General features: G+C 59.6%; 22 protein-coding genes. 1 reads left to right on the top strand and 21 read right to left on the bottom strand.

The window, feature by feature from the left end; all coding sequences use genetic code 11:
- Positions 1 to 34: 34 nt before the first annotated feature.
- From IB246_RS24960 to IB246_RS24860, 21 genes are all read right to left on the bottom strand, one after another.
- Positions 35 to 1,039: a substrate-binding domain-containing protein gene (locus IB246_RS24960; protein ID WP_192230198.1), complete on the bottom strand. Its 1,005-nt coding sequence runs from the start codon at positions 1,037 to 1,039 to the stop codon at positions 35 to 37.
- A 124-nt stretch (positions 1,040 to 1,163) separates the two neighbouring features.
- Positions 1,164 to 1,982 (bottom strand): SDR family oxidoreductase, encoded by an 819-nt coding sequence (locus IB246_RS24955; protein WP_008040878.1) that lies wholly within the window; start codon positions 1,980 to 1,982, stop codon positions 1,164 to 1,166.
- A gap of 198 nt (positions 1,983 to 2,180) precedes the next feature.
- Positions 2,181 to 3,056 (bottom strand): SMP-30/gluconolactonase/LRE family protein, encoded by an 876-nt coding sequence (locus IB246_RS24950; protein WP_008040879.1) that lies wholly within the window; start codon positions 3,054 to 3,056, stop codon positions 2,181 to 2,183.
- A 131-nt stretch (positions 3,057 to 3,187) separates the two neighbouring features.
- On the bottom strand, positions 3,188 to 3,904 hold the full coding sequence (locus tag IB246_RS24945; RefSeq protein WP_008031621.1) for a FadR/GntR family transcriptional regulator: 717 nt from the start codon (positions 3,902 to 3,904) through the stop codon (positions 3,188 to 3,190).
- Positions 3,905 to 4,104: 200 nt separating this feature from the next.
- The gene (locus IB246_RS24940; protein WP_008040881.1) at positions 4,105 to 4,665 is read right to left on the bottom strand and encodes a DUF1285 domain-containing protein; all 561 of its coding nucleotides are present in this window, start codon (positions 4,663 to 4,665) and stop codon (positions 4,105 to 4,107) included.
- 16 nt (positions 4,666 to 4,681) lie between these two features.
- Complete coding sequence (locus tag IB246_RS24935) at positions 4,682 to 5,290, bottom strand: DUF4823 domain-containing protein (protein WP_008040882.1); 609 nt, start codon at positions 5,288 to 5,290, stop codon at positions 4,682 to 4,684.
- Between the two features lie 185 nt (positions 5,291 to 5,475).
- Positions 5,476 to 6,444: a GTP 3',8-cyclase MoaA gene (locus tag IB246_RS24930; protein WP_008040883.1), complete on the bottom strand. Its 969-nt coding sequence runs from the start codon at positions 6,442 to 6,444 to the stop codon at positions 5,476 to 5,478.
- Between the two features lie 138 nt (positions 6,445 to 6,582).
- Positions 6,583 to 7,221: a TetR/AcrR family transcriptional regulator gene (locus IB246_RS24925; RefSeq protein ID WP_008031613.1), complete on the bottom strand. Its 639-nt coding sequence runs from the start codon at positions 7,219 to 7,221 to the stop codon at positions 6,583 to 6,585.
- Positions 7,222 to 7,563: 342 nt separating this feature from the next.
- Positions 7,564 to 8,349, bottom strand: coding sequence for a TatD family hydrolase (locus tag IB246_RS24920; RefSeq protein WP_008040884.1), 786 nt, complete (start codon positions 8,347 to 8,349; stop codon positions 7,564 to 7,566).
- A 15-nt stretch (positions 8,350 to 8,364) separates the two neighbouring features.
- Positions 8,365 to 8,721: a PilZ domain-containing protein gene (locus IB246_RS24915; protein WP_008040885.1), complete on the bottom strand. Its 357-nt coding sequence runs from the start codon at positions 8,719 to 8,721 to the stop codon at positions 8,365 to 8,367.
- 42 nt (positions 8,722 to 8,763) lie between these two features.
- A complete protein-coding gene (locus IB246_RS24910) occupies positions 8,764 to 9,750 on the bottom strand; it encodes a DNA polymerase III subunit delta' (protein WP_008031605.1) in 987 nt (328 codons plus the stop codon).
- Entirely contained in the window at positions 9,743 to 10,375 is a 633-nt protein-coding gene (tmk, locus tag IB246_RS24905; protein ID WP_008040886.1) for a dTMP kinase, read from the bottom strand. The genes IB246_RS24910 and tmk overlap by 8 nt, the downstream gene beginning before the upstream one ends.
- A gap of 19 nt (positions 10,376 to 10,394) precedes the next feature.
- A complete protein-coding gene (mltG, locus tag IB246_RS24900; RefSeq protein WP_008040887.1) occupies positions 10,395 to 11,615 on the bottom strand; it encodes an endolytic transglycosylase MltG in 1,221 nt (406 codons plus the stop codon).
- A gap of 3 nt (positions 11,616 to 11,618) precedes the next feature.
- The gene (gene pabC, locus IB246_RS24895; RefSeq protein WP_008040888.1) at positions 11,619 to 12,434 is read right to left on the bottom strand and encodes an aminodeoxychorismate lyase; all 816 of its coding nucleotides are present in this window, start codon (positions 12,432 to 12,434) and stop codon (positions 11,619 to 11,621) included.
- Entirely contained in the window at positions 12,434 to 13,678 is a 1,245-nt protein-coding gene (fabF, locus tag IB246_RS24890) for a beta-ketoacyl-ACP synthase II (RefSeq protein WP_008031595.1), read from the bottom strand. The genes pabC and fabF overlap by 1 nt, the downstream gene beginning before the upstream one ends.
- Before the next feature lie 108 nt (positions 13,679 to 13,786).
- The gene (gene acpP / locus IB246_RS24885) at positions 13,787 to 14,023 is read right to left on the bottom strand and encodes an acyl carrier protein (RefSeq protein ID WP_003175607.1); all 237 of its coding nucleotides are present in this window, start codon (positions 14,021 to 14,023) and stop codon (positions 13,787 to 13,789) included.
- Between the two features lie 191 nt (positions 14,024 to 14,214).
- A complete protein-coding gene (gene fabG, locus IB246_RS24880; protein ID WP_008040890.1) occupies positions 14,215 to 14,958 on the bottom strand; it encodes a 3-oxoacyl-ACP reductase FabG in 744 nt (247 codons plus the stop codon).
- A gap of 16 nt (positions 14,959 to 14,974) precedes the next feature.
- Positions 14,975 to 15,913 carry an ACP S-malonyltransferase gene (fabD, locus tag IB246_RS24875; RefSeq protein ID WP_008040892.1) on the bottom strand — a complete coding sequence of 313 codons (939 nt, stop codon included), beginning with the start codon at positions 15,911 to 15,913 and terminating at the stop codon, positions 14,975 to 14,977.
- Between the two features lie 125 nt (positions 15,914 to 16,038).
- Positions 16,039 to 17,049 (bottom strand): phosphate acyltransferase PlsX, encoded by a 1,011-nt coding sequence (gene plsX, locus IB246_RS24870; protein WP_081500214.1) that lies wholly within the window; start codon positions 17,047 to 17,049, stop codon positions 16,039 to 16,041.
- 4 nt (positions 17,050 to 17,053) lie between these two features.
- Positions 17,054 to 17,236: a 50S ribosomal protein L32 gene (rpmF, locus tag IB246_RS24865; protein WP_003179396.1), complete on the bottom strand. Its 183-nt coding sequence runs from the start codon at positions 17,234 to 17,236 to the stop codon at positions 17,054 to 17,056.
- A 13-nt stretch (positions 17,237 to 17,249) separates the two neighbouring features.
- Positions 17,250 to 17,777: a YceD family protein gene (locus IB246_RS24860; RefSeq protein ID WP_008031588.1), complete on the bottom strand. Its 528-nt coding sequence runs from the start codon at positions 17,775 to 17,777 to the stop codon at positions 17,250 to 17,252.
- 105 nt (positions 17,778 to 17,882) lie between these two features.
- Here IB246_RS24860 and IB246_RS24855 point away from each other — a divergent pair, with 105 nt between their 5' ends.
- Positions 17,883 to 18,461: a Maf family protein gene (locus IB246_RS24855; RefSeq protein ID WP_008040893.1), complete on the top strand. Its 579-nt coding sequence runs from the start codon at positions 17,883 to 17,885 to the stop codon at positions 18,459 to 18,461.
- Positions 18,462 to 18,470: the final 9 nt, after the last annotated feature.

Genomic DNA, 18,470 nt, shown 5'->3' with positions numbered 1-18,470 from the left:
CGTCGCCAGGGCCGCCGATGAAATCAACCGCGCCTCAGTTCCAGAGGCCGATTTTTTCCAGTTCCTGCTTGAAGTTGTCGCGCGTGATCAGGGTCACGTCGTCCATGGCGGTGTACTTCGCCGGCTCTTTGCCGGTGGTGACCCACTCGAACATCATGCTGGCGGCGTTGTAACCCTCGATGTGCGGGCTTGGCAGCATCGAGCCGAAGAAGCCGCTGTTGGGCTTTTTCAGTTCGCCGATGGCGTCGGTGCCGTTGATGCCGATGCCGATCACATTGGCGGCGGCAAAACCGGCGCTCTCGGTGGCGCGCACGCCGCCCAGCACGGTGTTGTCGTTCATGCCGCCGATGATCAGGTTCTTCGCCGCGCCCGGCAGTTTCACCAGCGCCGAGTTGGTGGCGTCCATGCTGCCCGGCACGTCGAGGGTTTTCAGGGCCGAGAACAGGATGTGGTCTTTTGGCATGCCGGCGTCTTCCAGCGCTTTGACTGAACCGTCGGTGCGCTTCTTGCCGGTGTCGAGTTCGTTGTAGGTGTTGATGACCGCGTAAGTGTCTTTCCAGTCCCAGTTACGTTTTTTCGCTTCGGCGGCCATCGCCGCGCCCTGCTTCTGGCCGACTTCGAACGCCGCCATGCCGAGGTAGGGAACGTCTTCCATGAACTTGCCGCTGGCATCGACGAAACGGTCATCCACGGCAATCACTTTCAAACCGTTGAGTTTGGCTTTGGCCATGATCGCCGGGCCGAGGGACACGTCCGGCGGGCAAATCACGAAGCCCTTGGCGCCGTTGGCAGCCAGGCTGTCGATGGCGGACAGGGTTTTCTCGCCGTCCGGCACGGCGATCTTGATGACCTTGAAGCCTTTCTCTTTACCGGCCTTTTCGGCGAAGGCCCATTCGGTCTGGAACCAGGGCTCTTCCGCCTGCTTGACCAGAAAACCGATCTTCACTTCCTCGGCCGCCAGCAAGCTGCTGCTGAGGCTGACCGCGGTGACCGCCAAAGCGGCACAGCACAGGGAACGGATCCCACGACGACGATTCATAAGCTGACTCCTTGTTATTTTTTTGAGCGTTATTTTTCAAAGCCGGTGCAAACGTTGTAGCAAATAGTCATATCGTATGATGATTGGATTTCAGGCGTAATTCCGCGCCTGAAACCCCGGTTATTCAGTCGTGGTACATCACCGAGCGCCCACCATCGATGGTGATGCACGAGGCGTTGATGAACGGCGCTTCATCGCTGGCCAGGAAGACTGCCGTCATCGCCACTTCAATCGGCTGGCCAATGCGCCGCGGCGGATGCAGATCGAAAGCGCGCTGACGTTCGGCCTGCGGGTCGGCAAAACCGTTCCAGTAATCGACGTTCAGTTGGGTTTCGATGTAGCCCGGTGCAATGGCGTTGACGCGAATGCCTTTCGGCGCGTATTCGATGCCCAGTGCGCGGGTCAGGCCGAGCAAACCGTGCTTGGCCACCGGGTACGGGAAGCAGCCGGGAATGATGTGCGTGGAATGGGTCGAGGCGATATTGATGATGCTGCCGACGCCCTGCTCGATCATCTGCGGCAACACCGCCTTGCAGCCGAACCAGGCGCCATCGAGGTCGATGGCAAAGCAGCGGCGCCAGTCTTCTTCAGTCATTTCCAGCGGATCGCGGAACACATTGACGCCGGCGCAGTTGACCAGCACGTCGATGCGGCCATGCAACTCGACGGCCCTTTTTGCCATCGCGTGCAGGTCTTGTTGATTGGATACGTCAACCTTGATCGCCTGAACATCGAAGCCTTGGGCGCGCCAATGCGCCGCGACGCTTTCGACTTTCTCGCCCTGGATGTCGCTGATGATCAGCCTGGCTTGCTGGCAAGCGAAGGCCGCAACAATCGCCTCGCCAATGCCCTGAGCGGCACCGGTCAGCAGCACGACCTTGTTTTTCAGGCGCTCGCCCTTCGACGGCTCGGGCACCGGAGGCAGGGAGAGCGCTTCAGCCATGGATCAGCACTCCCTTTCGCGGGCACGACAAAAACCGGGCATCAGTCGATGTCCGGCCAAAAAACGTGTTGGAAAATCGCTGCATCACTTCACCTGTTTTGTTTTTTTAAGTGTGAGTGCGTGTAACTGATGGGGCCGACTATAAACCCGACCGCCAAATAATCTCAATATATAATTTTACATCCCATATTTTGGGATTTAATCGGCAAATCTCGTACAGGGCTTTCCGGGTATATCGACCCGGATCGACAACACCGCGCCGTCCAGCGGATGGTTGAGCGGGCTCGCAGCGCTGGTGATGTAGAGGGTTTTCAGGTCGGCGCCACCGAAGACACAACTCGTCGGGCGACTGACTGGCAATTCGATGATGCGATCGACATACCCATCCGGTGTCAGCCGGATCAGGCAGCTGCCGTCCCAGCGTGCGTTCCAGATATAACCTCTGGCATCCATCGCCGAGCCGTCGGGGCCGCCACGTTGATGCGGGCCGAACCAAACCAGCGCGGGATCGAGGCCGCCGTCGGTGCGGATGAAATGCTGGTAGAGCGTGCCATCCAGGCTGTCGGCGAAATAAAGCGTGGTGGCGTCATCGCTCCACAACAACGTGTTGGGAATGCCCAAACCGCGCAGCAGCGGCGTGACCCGGGCATCCCGGTCGATACGAAACAAGCCGCCGGAACGCCGCACAACGGGCAGGTCTTCGCCATTTTCGCCGATGTTGTTTTGCATGGTGCCGAGCCAGAGTCGCCCCTGGGCATCGCAACGGGCTTCGTTGCCGCGATTGCCCGGCTGCGGGTCCGCGACGCAGAACAAGGTCAGCCGTGGCTCAAGGCCTGGTGAATCCAGATCGAGCCGATACACGCCACTGCTCAACGTCACCAGCGCATCGCCGCTTTCGCAGGGAATGAAAGCCGACACGTGCTCGGGCATCTGCCAGATCTGCACGTTGGCACCGATCAGGCGCAGTACCTGTTTGCCGGCGATATCCACCCAATAGAGGGCTTGCGTCGGCGCATCCCAGAACGGGCCTTCGCCGAGGCGTGCCCGGTGTCCGGTGACTGCGGTCCATTCCATGAAACCTCCTGCGTTGTTCTTGTTTTATGTGGGAGCGGGCTTGCTCGCGAAGAGGTCGTGTCAGACGACATTGACGTTGAATGACACACCGCCTTCGCGAGCAAGCCCGCTCCCACAGGGGATTAGTGTGATCAGCCGGCTTTTTTGTCGGCCATGACTTTTGGGTAGAAACGTTTGATGGCCAGGTCGGCGTTGTCGATCAGCGTCATGCAAGCCCACACACCGCGCGCCGCGTCGCGGGCGGCGATGGCGTCGGCCATGTCCTTGTGAATCGGCAGCGTGCGGCGCAGTTCGTCCGGATCGGCGGCGGAGACTTCAAAAGAAACCGCCAGCAACGCGCCGAGGGCCGGGACCATTTGTTCGATGAATTGATTGTGGCTGGCCGCGAGGATGCACTCGTGGAAGAACTGGTCGGCGCGGTTGTAATCGATGCCGCTGTGCACCGCGCGCTCCAGCGCGTTATAGGCCTGAAGCACCGCCTGCACCTGCTCGACGGTCGCTCGCTCGCAGGCCCAGCGCACGGCCATCGGCTCGATGGTGCGGCGTAAATCGAGGAGGTCGTCGACGAAGTTTTCCGGCAGGCCGCTGCGGGACAGCCAGCCGACGACTTGCGGATCGAAGAGGTTCCAGCGCCGCACCGGCAATACCCGCGTGCCAACCTTCGGCCCGACTTCGAGCATGCCTTTGGCGACCAGGGTTTTGATGGCTTCCCGGATGACGGTGCGGCTGACGCCGAGCTGCTCGCCCAGGTCAGCCTCAACCTTGAGGGTTTCGCCGGGTTTTACCTGGCCCGCCGCAATCCAGCAACCCAGCCAATCGACCGTCGATGCGTGAAAACTGCTGGACATGGGCACCTCGATGCAGGGACGGCACAATGCCGTTCGCGATGGTTGCCCACGCTAATCATCATACGATTGGGTGTCAATTTGATTTTGAAGCTGAGTAGCGAGATCGCGTTATCGTTCTTCGCGGGCAAGCCTAGCTCCTACAGGTGCCGGCGAACTCTGTAGGAGCGAGGCTTGCCCGCGAAGGCGTCAGCACTGACGACTCAAGGCTCGAGGCCGATGGGGAAGAAGATGCCGCCGCTCCATACGCCCAGCCAACGCTGCCCATCGATTTCACGAGTCACCGCCAGCTCCACCAATTGGTAAAACACATTGCGATGAATCAGCGCTTCGAGATTGGTGCGCACATGCACGTAAGGCGCAGGCTCCTGTGTCACCGGGTCAATCACCACGCGGATCGCATGGTCGGCACCGGCCTCGGCGGTTTCATCCACATGGGTGGTGAAGCGCAAGACCTGGGCTTCACCCTCGCCTTCAACATCCACGGCAATCGCCACGAACGGAGCATCGTCAACCTTGATGCCGACTTTCTCGACCGGGGTGATGAGGAAATAATCATCGCCGTCGCGGCGAATGATGGTGGAGAACAGTTTGACCATCGGCTTGCGCCCGATCGGCGTGCCCAGGTAATACCAGGTGCCGTCGCGGGCGATGCGCATGTCGATGTCGCCGCAGAAGTCGGGGTTCCACAAGTGGACCGGTGGCAAGCCTTGGGTCTTGGGGATTTGCCCCAACAGGTCGTTGGCTTTTTGCGGGCCACTCATGGCGTTCTCCTTGGAATTACTGGTCGCTGAACCCCAGCAGGCTGCGCGCGTATTGCCGCAGCGGCGGGCCCATCAGGTCTTCTGGCTTTTTGTCGTAGAACGTCAGTAAACCGCCACGACTCTTGATACGTGCAGTATCAATCAAATACTGGGTGCTGGTCTCGATCAACATGATCTGAATCACGCCGGAGTCGATACCGAGACGATCCACGGCTTCCTGATCGAGCCATTCGTCCGTGTTGCCGATACGGTCGTCAGTCTTGGCGAAACGGGTGTAGAGCAGGTAATGCGCACCGACCGCACGGGCTTCGCCCATGGCCTGGTCGAGGCCTTCCGGCGTGCGTGCACGGCGGACCATCGGGAAGTATTCGATAAAACCGTCGAAGGCGACTTCGGCGATCACGTTAGGTCGCGGGTAGACCGCACTGCCCGGCGGCACAAAGGCGCCTTGGGCGATATAGACGAACGAATCCGGCTGAATGCGCAGGTTGTGCACGCGGCGGCTGTCGCTGTGGTCAAGCAGCCCCACGTCGCTCATGTGGTAGCGAGCTTCTTCAGCCATATCGCTGACATTCATGCAGCCACCAAGCGCCAAAACGGCCAGCAGCAAAACCAGGCTACGCATCCTACCCTCCAGAGGCCGGTGACGGAAAACCGGCGAATGGCCATGGGATGCAGCTTCCGCGCCAGCTCCAGAACGTCGTTGCCTGTTCGAACGCATTCGCGGGCAAGTCGGACCGCCGCACCGCTCGCTCCTACAGGGATATGCATTCTCCTGTAGGAGCGAGGCTTGCCCGCGAAGAGGCCGGTTCAGCCGCCGATAATCTTCATGACGGTCGCACCACCGGAAAACGCCACTTCCTGCTTGTCACCCAAGGCCTTCACCAAGAGTCGCTGCAAAGCCGGCAATGCCTGATGACGCGGTTTGTCCAGCAGATCGCCGACATAGTGACGATTGCTCGACGACAGGCAGCCATGCAGCCACCCGGTTGAAGACAGGCGCAGCCGCGAACAGGTTCGGCAGAACGGAACGCTTTCGTTGGCGATTACCCCGAAATAGCCCTGCCCCGGAATTTCATAGCGCACCGCTGTGGCGTCAACCGGCGCATCGGCCTGGAGATACTCATAGCGATCACCGATCAGGCTCAGCAGCTGTTGCAGGCTGACGAATTGTTGCAGGAATGCGTTGTTGTCGTTGGCTAGGTGGCCCATGCGCATCAGTTCGATGAAGCGCAACTCGTAACCGCGTTCCAGGCAATAATCGAGCAGTGGCATGACTTGATCGAGGTTCTGCCCGCGCAGCGGCACCATGTTGACCTTGATCTTCATGCCGGCAGCGCTGGCCTGGTCCATGCCATCGAGCACAGTCGCCAGATCGCCGCCGCGAGCAATGCTGCGGAATGCGCCGGCATCCAGGGTATCGAGGGAAACATTGATGCGACGAATGCCGGCATCGACCAGCAGGGGCAGTTTTTTCGCCAGCAATTGACCATTGGTGGTCAGGCTGATGTCTTGCAGGCCCATCTGCCCGACAGCGCTCATGAAGGCTTCGAGTTTGGGGCTGACCAACGGCTCACCGCCGGTGATGCGCAGCCGTTCGATCCCCGCCGCCTCGATCAAGTAGGCAACGCCGCGTGCCATGGCCTCAGCCGACAGTTCATCCTGCGCAGCAACCAGCCGCTTGCCGTTAGGCACGCAGTAGGTACACGCGTAATTGCAGGCGGAGGTCAGGCTGATTCGCAGATTACGAAAACGCCTGCCTTGACGGTCAACGATCATGGTCACTCCGGCACAAGGAATTCGGACGACGCAAAACTTGACTCACAAATCAAGTTTTAGCAAGTCCCATGCCTGAGTATATTACTGAGGTACTGCGCCATATAGCGAAATCATGGCGCAATAAGACAACTGAATGACTCAGCTACTCGGTGTGTCGGTGTCGCGCTTGCGCTTGTTGCCCATGCGCACGCCGATGTCCATCAGGAACTGGAAGAAGCCTTCCTGATCTTCCAGCACATTGCTCCAGAACGGCGAGTGATACAGCGCCACGGCGCCGTGCACCAGCGCCCAGGATGCGCAGTAATGGAAGTAAGGCGGCACGTCTTCGAGCTTGCCTTCGCTGATCCGGCCCTTGATCAGCAGGGTCAGGCGTTCGAAGTTCGAGGCGCGAATCTTGTGCAACTCCTCGATCATCTCCGGCACCTGGTTGCCCTTGACCACCTTTTCTTCCAGGCGATCGAACAAGCGGTAACGTTGCGGATCGCGCATGCGGAATTCGAAGTAGGCCCGGGACAGCGCTTCCTTGTCCTTGTCGACATCGGCCGAATGCAACAGCTCGTTCAAATCGCGCTCGTAATCGAGCATCAGGCGCAGGTAGATCTCCGCCTTGGATTTGAAGTGCTTGTAGATTGTGCCTTTGCCGATACCGACGGCATCAGCAATCATCTCGACGGTGACACTGTCTTCACCTTGGTCGAGGAACAGCTTGAGCGCGGTATCGAGAATTTCTTGCTCACGGCGACGAAATTCACGGACCTTACGAGGTTCTTTATGCATAAGAAAAGGTCTGTCGGGGTCAAAATTCGAAGCCGCGTATTATGCCTAACTTGCGGCAAAATGCACGGATCATCCTTCCATATCTGTGTTTCTAGATGAATTCTGTCAGCACCAGCTTTTAATGAGAACTCTTCCGAAGCGCCTGTATTCCAAAATTGTTTAAAAACCTGGGCCGGTAAACTGGACTCAGCGCAATACTGATCAATACTTCAACTGTCGGCGGGGCATCTCCCCCAAGTGCCGCGTCGATATTGGTACCAACGGACCGCGTACCATTGTTTTACTCCTAATGGTCTTAACCCGGATTCACCCCCCAGAACCCGGGTTTTTTTTGCCTGCGATTTAACCTTTCACATGCGCCAGCGGGAACAGTCGCTTGAAGTTCTCGGTCGTCTGCGCGGCAAATCGCTCGTAGGATTCACCGCGTAGCATTGCCAGAAACTCTGCCACTTCCCGCACATATTGCGGCAAGTTCGGCTTGCCGCGATAAGGGATCGGCGCCAGGTACGGCGAGTCGGTTTCCACCAGCAATCGGTCGGCGGGCACTTTACTGGCCACGTCACGCAGCGCATCGGCATTGCGGAAAGTGACGATGCCCGACAGGGAAATGTAATAACCCATGTCCAGCGCCGCTTTGGCCATGTCCCAATCTTCGGTAAAGCAATGCAAAACGCCGGCCTGGGGCAACGCGGCCTCGCGCAGCAGGTTCAGCGTGTCCGCCCGGGCACCGCGTGTGTGAATGATCACCGGTTTGCCGGTCTGCTGCGCAGCTTGCAGGTGCAGGCGAAACGACTCCTGCTGCAACTCCGCCGCTTCAGGTTCGTAGTGATAATCCAGGCCGGTTTCACCAATCGCGACCACACGCGGGTGATTGAGCTCCTGCAGCAGCCAATCCAGCGCTGGCGCAGCGCCCGGTTGCACGTCCAGCGGGTGCACGCCGACCGAACAGTCGACATCGTCATAACGTTCGGCCAGGGCTTTGACGTCGGCGGCGTTGTCGACACTGACGCCGATACACAGAAAGTGCCCTACCCCGCGCTGGCGGGCCGCGTCGAGTGCGGCATCCAGCGAGCCGTCATGGGCGGCGAGGTCAAGGCGATCAAGGTGACAATGGGAATCTACGAGCATAAAAAGGGCTGCAACTTACATCGTATGAGTGGGACGGTCGGACTTCAGGGCTCCGGCCAGGTGGGTTTCGATTCGACTGCACGCGGTGTCGTCACCGTCGTTGAACTGCACGCCGACGCCAGCGGCCCGGTTGCCTTGCGCGCCTTTGGGGGTGATCCAGGCAACCTTGCCGGCGACCGGTATTTTCTCCGGCTCGTCCATCAGGTTCAGCAGCATGAATACCTCATCGCCCAACTTGTAGCTCTTGTTGGTCGGGATAAACAGGCCACCGTTCTTGATGAAGGGCATGTAGGCCGCGTAGAGCACGGAGCTGTCCTTGATGGTCAGGGACAAAATGCCGTTGCGCGGCCCCGGATTGACAGCTTCATTCATGCTGACCTCCACTGCTGATGTTCAGAGGATAGGCCCAGTCGGTCACTTCTGGGTAGGCAATGACGCCCATTGCACCAGCAGCGCTTCAAGCAACAGCACCCGATTGAGGTTGGCCTTGCTCATGACTTTCTGACGCTGGGCGAGGATCCAGTCCTGAATGTTCAGGACTTTGTCCTGAGCGCTTTTCTGCGCCAGATATTGAATCACCTTGCGCATATCGGCCAATCCCAGCCCGTCTTCATCCTGAGTCAGCTGATACCGCAGGATCAGGCTCGACCAGTCGCAGAACCAGTCAAACAGCAACAACAGCGGAATCGCGTTCCAGCCTTCGGCCAGTTGTGTCGGCGATTGCTGCTGCTTGAGCAACTTCTTCACACCGTCGACCACCAACGCCCGCTGCTCGCGCACGCCCTGGGCCTGCAAATTCACCGCCGCCAGCGGTGAGCCGGCGGCCAGGGTCAGCAGTTCGACACGCTCTTCTTCCGAGCTGTCCGGTAACGCCTTGGCCAGCCACGCAAGGCTCATGGCCTCGCTTGGCAGTGGACAGGCTTGCTGCACGCAGCGGCTTTTGATGGTAGGCAACAGCCGACTGGTCTGGTGACTGACCAGTAACAGCACCGTATCGCCGGACGGCTCTTCAAGGCTTTTGAGCAAGGCGTTGGCTGCGTTGATGTTCATCGACTCGACCGGCTCGATCAACACCACTTTGCGCCCGCCCATCTGCGCGGTCTGGACCACGAAGCTGACCAGTTCGCGGACCTGATCGACCTTGATCGCCTTGTCGGCTTCTTCCGGCTCGAGGATGTAGTTGTCAGGGTGGCTGCCGGCTTTGAGCAGCAGGCAGGATTTGCATTCACCGCAAGCGTCCTGTGCGGTCGGGCGCTGGCACAGCAGGCTGGCCATCAGGCGCTCGGCCAGCGCTCGCTTGCCGATCCCGGCCGGGCCGTGCAGCAGATAGGCGTGCGCATGTTGTTTGCGACCTGCCAACTGCTGCCAGAGGCTGTCCTGCCACGGATAGGCTTCAGCCACGGGTCAACTCCAGCAGACGCGGCAACAAGGCGTCCAGCGACTGTTGAACCTGCGCCAGCGGCTGGGCGGCGTCGACCAGCACATATCGCGCCGGGTCGGCTTTAGCGCGTTTGAGGAACGCACTGCGCACCGCATCGAAAAACGTCCGGCCTTCGAGCTCAAAGCGATCCAGACGACCGCGAGCGCTGGCGCGGGCCAGACCCACTTCCACCGGCAGATCGAAAATCAGCGTCAGGTCCGGGCGCAGCTCGCCCTGAACGAAGCTTTCCAGCGTAGCGATGCGTTCCAGCGACAAACCGCGACCGCCGCCCTGATAGGCGTAGGTCGAGTCGGTAAAGCGATCGCACAACACCACCGCGCCACGGGCCAGCGCCGGGCGGATCACGCCGGCCAGATGCTGGGCGCGCGCGGCAAACACCAGCAACAACTCGGTGTCGGGGTCCATGGCCTCCTCGACCGGCGCCAACAGCACCTCGCGGATCTTTTCGGCCAAAGGCGTGCCGCCCGGCTCGCGGGTCAGCACCACTTCAATACCGGCGGCGCGCAGGCGCTCGGCGAGGTATTCGCGATTGGTGCTCTTGCCGGCGCCTTCGGGGCCTTCCAGGGTAATAAACAAGCCAGTCACAGGCAGTCCTTAGTCAGAATCATTGCGGGCTTTGCGGCGCGGTTGCATCCGATTCGGGCGCGGGTGCAGCAGCGGGCTCTTTAGCAGGTTCTTGAGTCGTTTCTTGAGCCGGCTCTGGCGGCGTCACTGGCGCCAACGCCTCCGGGGCCGGGTCAGGCGAAGCCGCCGGGATCGGAGCCTGCTCATTCGTCGCCTCTGGTGCGGTGACCGGCGCCGGACTGGAGCGGTAATCGGCGCGACGCTTGAGCTGAAATTCACGCACCGCGCTGTTGTGAGCATCCAGATCATCGGAGAACACGTGGCTGCCATCGCCGCGCGCAACAAAATACAGGCTGTTGCCGGCCACCGGGTTGAGTGCCGCATGGATCGCTTCGCGACCGACCATCGCGATCGGCGTCGGCGGCAGGCCGCTAATCACGTAGGTGTTGTAAGGGGTCGCTTCCTTGAGATGGGCGCGGGTCAACTTGCCGTTGTAGCGATCACCGAGGCCGTAAATCACGGTCGGATCGGTCTGCAACAGCATGCCCATTTCCATGCGCCGCACGAACACGCCAGCGATCTGCCCACGCTCTTGCGGTACGCCGGTTTCCTTTTCCACCAGCGAAGCCATGATCAGCGCCTGGTAGGGTTCGGTGTACGGCACGTCAGCCGCGCGCTGCCCCCACTCCTTGGCCAGGACTTCGTCGAGGCGGTCGTAGGCTTTTTTCAGCAGCTCGACGTCCGTCATGCCACGCACGAAACGGTAGGTGTCCGGGAAGAATCGCCCTTCCGGGAAGATCCCGGCGTGACCGAGCTTGTCCATCACTTCGCTATCACTCAAGCCGTTCAGCGTCTGCTCAAGTTTTTCATCCTTGGCCAGCGCAGCACGCACTTGATGGAAATTCCAGCCTTCGACCAGCGTCAGGCTGTACTGCACCATTTCCCCACGTTTCCACAGGTCGATCAGGTTTTCTACCGTCATGCCGGGCTGCATGCGGTACTCACCTTTGTGCAACGGTTGCCCGGCCAGGTTGAAGCGCCAGTACACACGCAACCAGAAAGCGTCCTTGATGACGCCATCGGCTTCGAGTCGATAGAAAGTGCGGGTGGGTGTCGTGCCTTTGGGCACTTCCAGGAGTTGTTCCTGGGTAATGTTCAGCGGCTGTTCCAGCGCCGAATGAATCTTCCAGGCCGAAGCGCCCAGACACAGCCCTGCCAGAACCAGTCCGGTTTCCAGCAGCAGCAAGAATTTACGTCTCACGTATCAAGCATCCAGTAGCGCGCGGGCAATGGTTTGGAGTTTACGGGTGAGCGGCCCAACCGGCCAGCTCAGAGCTGCATAGGCGCGCACCGGCCAAACGCCATACACGCTGTTGCAGATAAAGACCTCATCAGCCCATTGCAGCTGTTCGAGGGTGATGTCGGTGATTTGCGTGGGAATCCCCAGCGACTCGGCTTGAAACAATAATTCGGCGCGCATCACACCGGCCACACCGCAGCGCTTGAGATCGGCAGTGATCAACACGCCATCGCGGACCAGGAACAGATTACTGAACACACCCTCAATCACCCGCCCGGCCTGATCGAGCATCAAGCCTTCGGCATGCTCGGTGTCTTGCCATTCGGAACGGGCGATGACTTGCTCAAGACGGTTCAGGTGTTTGAGCCCGGCGAGCAAGGGTTGTCTGGACAGTCGTGTGGCGCAAGGAAACAGGCGAACGCCCTGCTCCGCATGTACGACAGGGTAAGCGGCAGGCGGGTTGCCCTGAAGAATGCGTCGGGCCTGGGCCGCAGGGTCAGGCGCATAACCGCGCAGGCTGTCGCCGCGGGTGAGGATGAGTTTGAGCACGCCCTCGCCCAGTGCTGCGGCGTAGGCCAGCAGCTCGCTGCGGATCAGCGCGTGATCGGCCGTGATCGCCAGGCGTGAACAGCCTTGCGCCAGGCGCGACAGATGCCGGTCCAGCAACAGCGGCTGCCCGTTCCGCACGGCAATGGTCTCGAACAGACCATCACCGTAAGCCAGGCCGCGATCCTTCAGCGACAGAGCGTCAGCCGGCTGACCGTCGACCCAGCTGTCCATCAGTCAGCGAACCGGCGGAACACCAGCGAGCCGTTGGTACCGCCAAACCCGAAGGAGTTGGACAGGACCACATCGATGTCCATGTTGCGCGCGGTGTGCGGCACAAAGTCCAGGTCGCAGCCTTCGTCCGGCTCGTCGAGGTTGATGGTCGGCGGTGCCACCTGGCTATTGATCGCCAGCACACTGAAGATCGCCTCGACTGCGCCCGCCGCACCCAACAGGTGACCGGTCATGGACTTGGTCGAGCTGACCGCCAGCTTGTAGGCGTGATCGCCGAACACCGACTTGATCGCGCAAGCTTCGGCAAGGTCGCCGGCCGAAGTCGATGTACCGTGGGCGTTGATGTACTGGACTTGATCGCTATTGATCTTCGCATCGCGCAGGGCGTTGGAAATGCAACGAGCAGCACCCGCACCGTCAGCCGGCGGCGACGTCATGTGGTAGGCATCGCCACTGGTGCCAAAGCCGATCAGCTCGGCGTAGATGGTTGCGCCGCGAGCCTTGGCGTGTTCCAGCTCTTCAAGCACCAGCGCACCGGCACCGTCGGACAGGACGAAGCCGTCACGGCCCTTGTCCCATGGACGGCTGGCGCGGGTCGGCTCGTCGTTGCGGGTCGACAGCGCGCGGGAGGCACCGAAGCCGCCCATGCCCAGACCGCAAGCGGCCATCTCGGCGCCGCCGGCAATCATCACGTCGGCTTCGTCGTACATGATGTTGCGGGCTGCCATGCCGATGCAGTGCGTACCGGTGGTGCACGCGGTGGCGATGGCGTAGTTAGGTCCCTGTGCACCCAGGTGGATCGACAGGAAACCGGAAATCATATTGATGATCGAGCCAGGCACGAAAAACGGAGAGATCCGTCGTGGGCCGGAATCATGCAGCGTGCGGCTGGTTTCTTCGATATTGGTCAGACCGCCAATACCCGAACCCATGGCCACGCCGATGCGCTCACGGTTGGCGTCGGTGACTTCAAGACCGGCGTTACGCACCGCCTGAAAACCTGCGGCCAGACCGTACTGAATGAACAGGTCGAGCTTGCGAGCTTCCTTGACCGACAGATATTCCTCGACATTGAAGCCCTTTACCGAGCCGCCAAAACGGGTGGAATAGGCAGAAAGGTCGGTGTGTTCGATCAGACCAATGCCACTACGGCCAGCCAGAATGCCCTGCCAACTGCTCGGCACATCCGTGCCCAGTGGCGACAACATACCCATACCGGTGACTACGACGCGTCTACGCGACACAGCACTCTCCTTTTTCAAATGACGACTTTGCATCAGGCCTAAAGAAAAAACCGCACGCCATGATGGCAGTGCGGTTTTTCCATGACAGCAAGCAACGATTACAAACTATTACGCCTGGTGGCTAGTAACGTAGTCGATTGCAGCTTGTACAGTAGTGATCTTCTCAGCTTCTTCGTCAGGGATTTCGGTCTCGAATTCCTCTTCCAGAGCCATCACCAGCTCAACGGTGTCAAGGGAGTCGGCACCCAGGTCTTCAACGAAGGAAGCAGTGTTGACCACTTCTTCTTCTTTAACGCCCAGTTGCTCAGCAACGATTTTCTTGACGCGCTCTTCGATGGTGCTCATACCTTGTTTTCACTCCTAATGGACAAATTCAGGCAGCTGGCCAGTGGGTAAGTGTATAGAAAGACTTTTCAGTTTTTCAACTGAAAGCTTCACTCCTCAAACCCCGTGACCCTCTGCCTATAAATAGATTGCAGCTTTATAACGGATTTTAGACAGCTCGTATGACATTTTTTTGAAGCAACCCGTCACATTTAACTCATGTACATCCCGCCGTTCACCGGGATTGTAGCCCCAGTAACGTAAGCCGCACCGTCGGATGCAAGAAAAGCGACCACAGACGCGATCTCTTGAGCTTGCCCCAGACGACCCAGCGGAATTTGCGCCTGCAAGACTTCACGCTGTGCCTCGGGCAGTTCGCGGGTCATATCGGTGTCGATGAACCCAGGGGCCACCGAGTTTACCGTAATCGAACGCGAACCGACTTCACGCGCCAGAGCACGGCTGAAACCTTCCAGACCTGCCTTGGCGGCAGCGTAGTTTACTTGGCCTGCGTTGCCCATGGCACCCACAACCGAGCCAATACTGATAATTCGTCCCCAACGGGCTTTGGTCATACCGCGCAGAACGCCCTTGGACAGGCGGAACAGACTGTTCAGATTGGTATCGACGACGTCATGCCACTCGTCGTCTTTCATGCGCATCACCAGGTTATCGCGGGTGATGCCGGCATTGTTGACCAGGATCGCCGGCGCACCGAACTGCTCCTGGATGCTCGCCAGCACAGCGGCAACGGATTCGTCGCTGGTGACATTCAGTTCCAGGCCAGTGCCTTGAATACCGTTTTCTTTCAGGGTAGCGGCGATGCGCTCGGCACCCGAGGCGGATGTCGCGGTGCCCACAACAATGGCGCCCTGACGACCCAGTTCCAGGGCGATGGCCTGGCCGATACCGCGGCTCGCACCGGTGACCAGTGCAACTTTACCTTGCAGACTCATGCAAGCTTCTCCTGATTCAGGCCAACGCTGCACGGGCGGCAGCGAAGGCTTCTGGGGTATTGAGGTTGGATGTCGACACGCCTTCGGCGCAGCGTTTGTTCAAGCCTGCCAGCACTTTGCCGGGGCCGCATTCGACCAACTGGGTCGCGCCCTTGGCGGCCAGCGCCTGGACCGATTCAACCCAGCGCACAGGCTTGTAGAGCTGCTCAAGCAGATCGCGCTTGAGGGTTTCGAGATCGGCCGGCACGTTCGCGCTGACGTTTTGTACCACAGGAATCTGTGGCGCCTGCCAGTTGATCGCAGCGATCGACTCGGCGAAACGCTCGGCGGCTGGACGCATCAGCTCGCAATGGGACGGTACGCTGACCGGCAACGGCATGGCGCGCTTGGCACCACGGGCCTTGCAGCCTTCGATGGCGCGCTCGACCGCAGCCTTGGCACCGGCGATCACGACTTGACCCGGAGAGTTGAAATTGACCGCGCTGACCACTTCGCCTTGCGCCGCTTCGGCACAGGCTGCCAGTACGTCAGCATCGTCCAGACCGAGAATGGCAGCCATACCGCCCTGCCCGGCCGGAACGGCTTCTTGCATCAACTGACCGCGACGCTCCACCAGTTTCACCGCGTCGCCCAGACTCAGGCTGCCCGCAGCGACCAGGGCGCTGTACTCGCCCAGGCTGTGACCGGCAACGTAAGCCGGACGCGCACCACCTTCCGCCAGCCACAGACGCCACAAGGCGATCGAGGCGGTCAGAATGGCCGGCTGGGTTTTATCGGTTTGATTGAGTTGCTCTTCCGGTCCTTGCTGGGTCAGTGCCCACAGGTCGTAACCGAGCGCGTCGGATGCTTCTTTGAATGTTTCGAGGACCACCGGATGTTGCGCGCCCAACTCGGCCAGCATGCCGAGGGACTGCGAACCCTGTCCTGGAAAGACGAATGCGAGGGAAGCAGACATGTAACAAGCCCCTAATGATCTTGTCGTCGGAGAATTGACGTCCCGCTTGGGGGACGCAAGAAACTGACAGTTGGATGGCAAATTGAACTGAGCGGTCACATTTAAGCATTGTCCGACGAAAACGCCTAAAGCAACAAATCCTCCAGACGACCGTGAATGCGTTCCGGCAGGTTTTCCTGGATCTCGATCAAGGCTCGCTGAATCGCACTCTGGAAGCCCTGAACCCCTGCCGAACCGTGGCTTTTCACCACAATCCCCTGCAACCCGAGGAAGCTTGCGCCGTTATGCCGAGCAGGCGCCAGATCAGCCTGAAGACGCTTCATCAGCGGCAGCGCCAGGGCGCCCACCATTTTCGATGCGAGGTTTTTTTTGAAAAGCGCTTCAATTCGCCCGGCAATCATGGTCGCCAGACCTTCACTGGACTTGAGCAAAATATTGCCGACAAAACCGTCGCACACCACCACATCCGCCTCGCCACGGTACAAACCGTCACCTTCGACAAAACCGATGTAGTTGATGCCGCGAGCGCTCTGCAACAAGGTCGCCGCCAGCTTGACCTGCTGATTGCCCTTGATGTCTTCGGTGCCGATATTCAGCAATGCAACCCGTGGACGAACGATGCCCAGGGTTTGCGCCGCGACCGAGCCCATCACCGCAAACTGCAGCAAATGCTCGGCGCTGCAATCGACGTTGGCGCCCAGGTCGAGCAACTGACAGTAACCCTTCTGCGTCGGAATCGCCGCGACCATGGCCGGCCGATCAATGCCCGGCAAGGTCTTGAGCACGAACCGTGACAAGGCCATCAGCGCGCCGGTATTGCCGGCGCTGACGCAGGCCTGAACCTTGCCATCACGCAACAACTCAAGCGCCACGCGCATCGACGAATCCGGCTTGCCACGCAAGGCCTGGGCAGGTTTTTCGTCCATGGTGATCACTTCGGATGCCGGGGTAATCGACAGGCGCGAGCGATCCACAGCCGATTGGCCAGCGATCAATTCTTCAAGAAGGGAGGGTTGACCGACAAGGGTCAGGTGCAGCGAGGGTGTAGCAATCAGACAAGCAAGGCTGGCCTGAACAATGCTGCGGGGACCGAAGTCCCCGCCCATTGCGTCAATCGCGATGACTTGAGCGGACAAGTGATTACTCGTCAGCGCCCTTGTCGATCACTTTACGGCCACGGTATACGCCTTCTGGCGATACGTGGTGACGCAGGTGAACTTCACCGGTGGTTTTTTCTACAGACAGGGTGCTAGCCTCGAGAGCGTCGTGCGAACGACGCATGTCACGGGCGGAGCGGGATTTTTTGTTCTGCTGAACAGCCATAATTGATTAACTCCTAAACGTTTGGGTCACGCTTTAACTGCGCCAATACACTGAACGGGTTGGACCGCGTTACCTCGTCCTCGCTCGGTTCGGGCTCATCGAGACCCGCCGGCTGCTGGCATTCTTCCGGATGATGAGCAGGCACAATGGGCAAGGCGAGCAGAAGCTCCTCCTCGATCAGTGACTGCAGATCCAAAGGATCTTCGCCCAGTTCCAGCACGTCATAACCTTTCGGCAACGACTGGGTATTCGCACCCTCCTTCACCACAGCATAACTGCATTCGCTGTGGATCGGCAGGGTGACCAGCTCAAGACAACGCTGGCAAACCATTTTGACTTCGGTGTCGATAAAGCTGTGGATTACCACAGACTTACGTTCATCTCGTTCAAAAACGAATTTAGCCTGCACCGTACCGACATTGTCGGAAAGCGGGTCGCAGAGTCTCTCCAAATCGGCCAGCAGCAGTTCACCTTGAAGGGTGGTGCCACGGTCAGCCAATTTGCGCGGGTCAACGTGAGGTGGAATCGGGTCATTCAACATAGGCGCAGCATTATAGGGATGCACCCAGCCATGTCAAAGGAAATTCAGCCCTGTCCGTCACCTGGAAGCCTCGCTAGAATTCGCGCCTGTCTTCTGGAGATGCGCATGCTGCCTTTATTACTCGCTTCAAGCTCAGTGTATCGCCGGGAATTGCTGGCCCGCTTGCAGCTGCCGTTCACCTGCAGCTCGCCGGACATCGACGAAAGTCATCGGCCGAATGAGGCCGCCGTCGAACTGGTAAAGCGCCTCGCCGAAGAAAAAGCCCGGGCTCTTGCCGGCAGCCACCCTGCCCATCTGATTATCGGCTCCGACCAGGTTGCAGTGCTCGGCGAGCGCATTATCGGCAAACCCCATACCTTCGAAAAGGCTCGCGAGCAGTTGCTGGCCTCAAGCGGCGCCAGCGTAACCTTTCTGACCGGCCTGGCCCTGCTCAATAGCCAGACGGGACACTGCCAGGTCGACTGCGTGCCGTTCACCGTGCACATGCGCACACTCGACACCGCACGCATCGAACGCTACCTGCGCGCCGAACAGCCCTACGATTGCGCTGGCAGCTTCAAGGCCGAAGGTTTGGGGGTGAGCCTGTTTCAACGCACCGAAGGCCCTGACGCCACCAGCCTGATCGGCCTTCCGCTGATTCGTCTGATCGACATGCTGCTGGCTGAAGGGGTGCAAATCCCCTGACGGTTGCCG

Origin of the sequence: Pseudomonas sp. PDM01 (assembly GCF_014852325.1) — a bacterium.
Taxonomy (GTDB): domain Bacteria; phylum Pseudomonadota; class Gammaproteobacteria; order Pseudomonadales; family Pseudomonadaceae; genus Aquipseudomonas; species Aquipseudomonas migulae.
The sequence above is the reverse complement of the archived record's forward strand: the minus strand, read 5'-3'. Positions and strand labels throughout refer to the sequence as shown.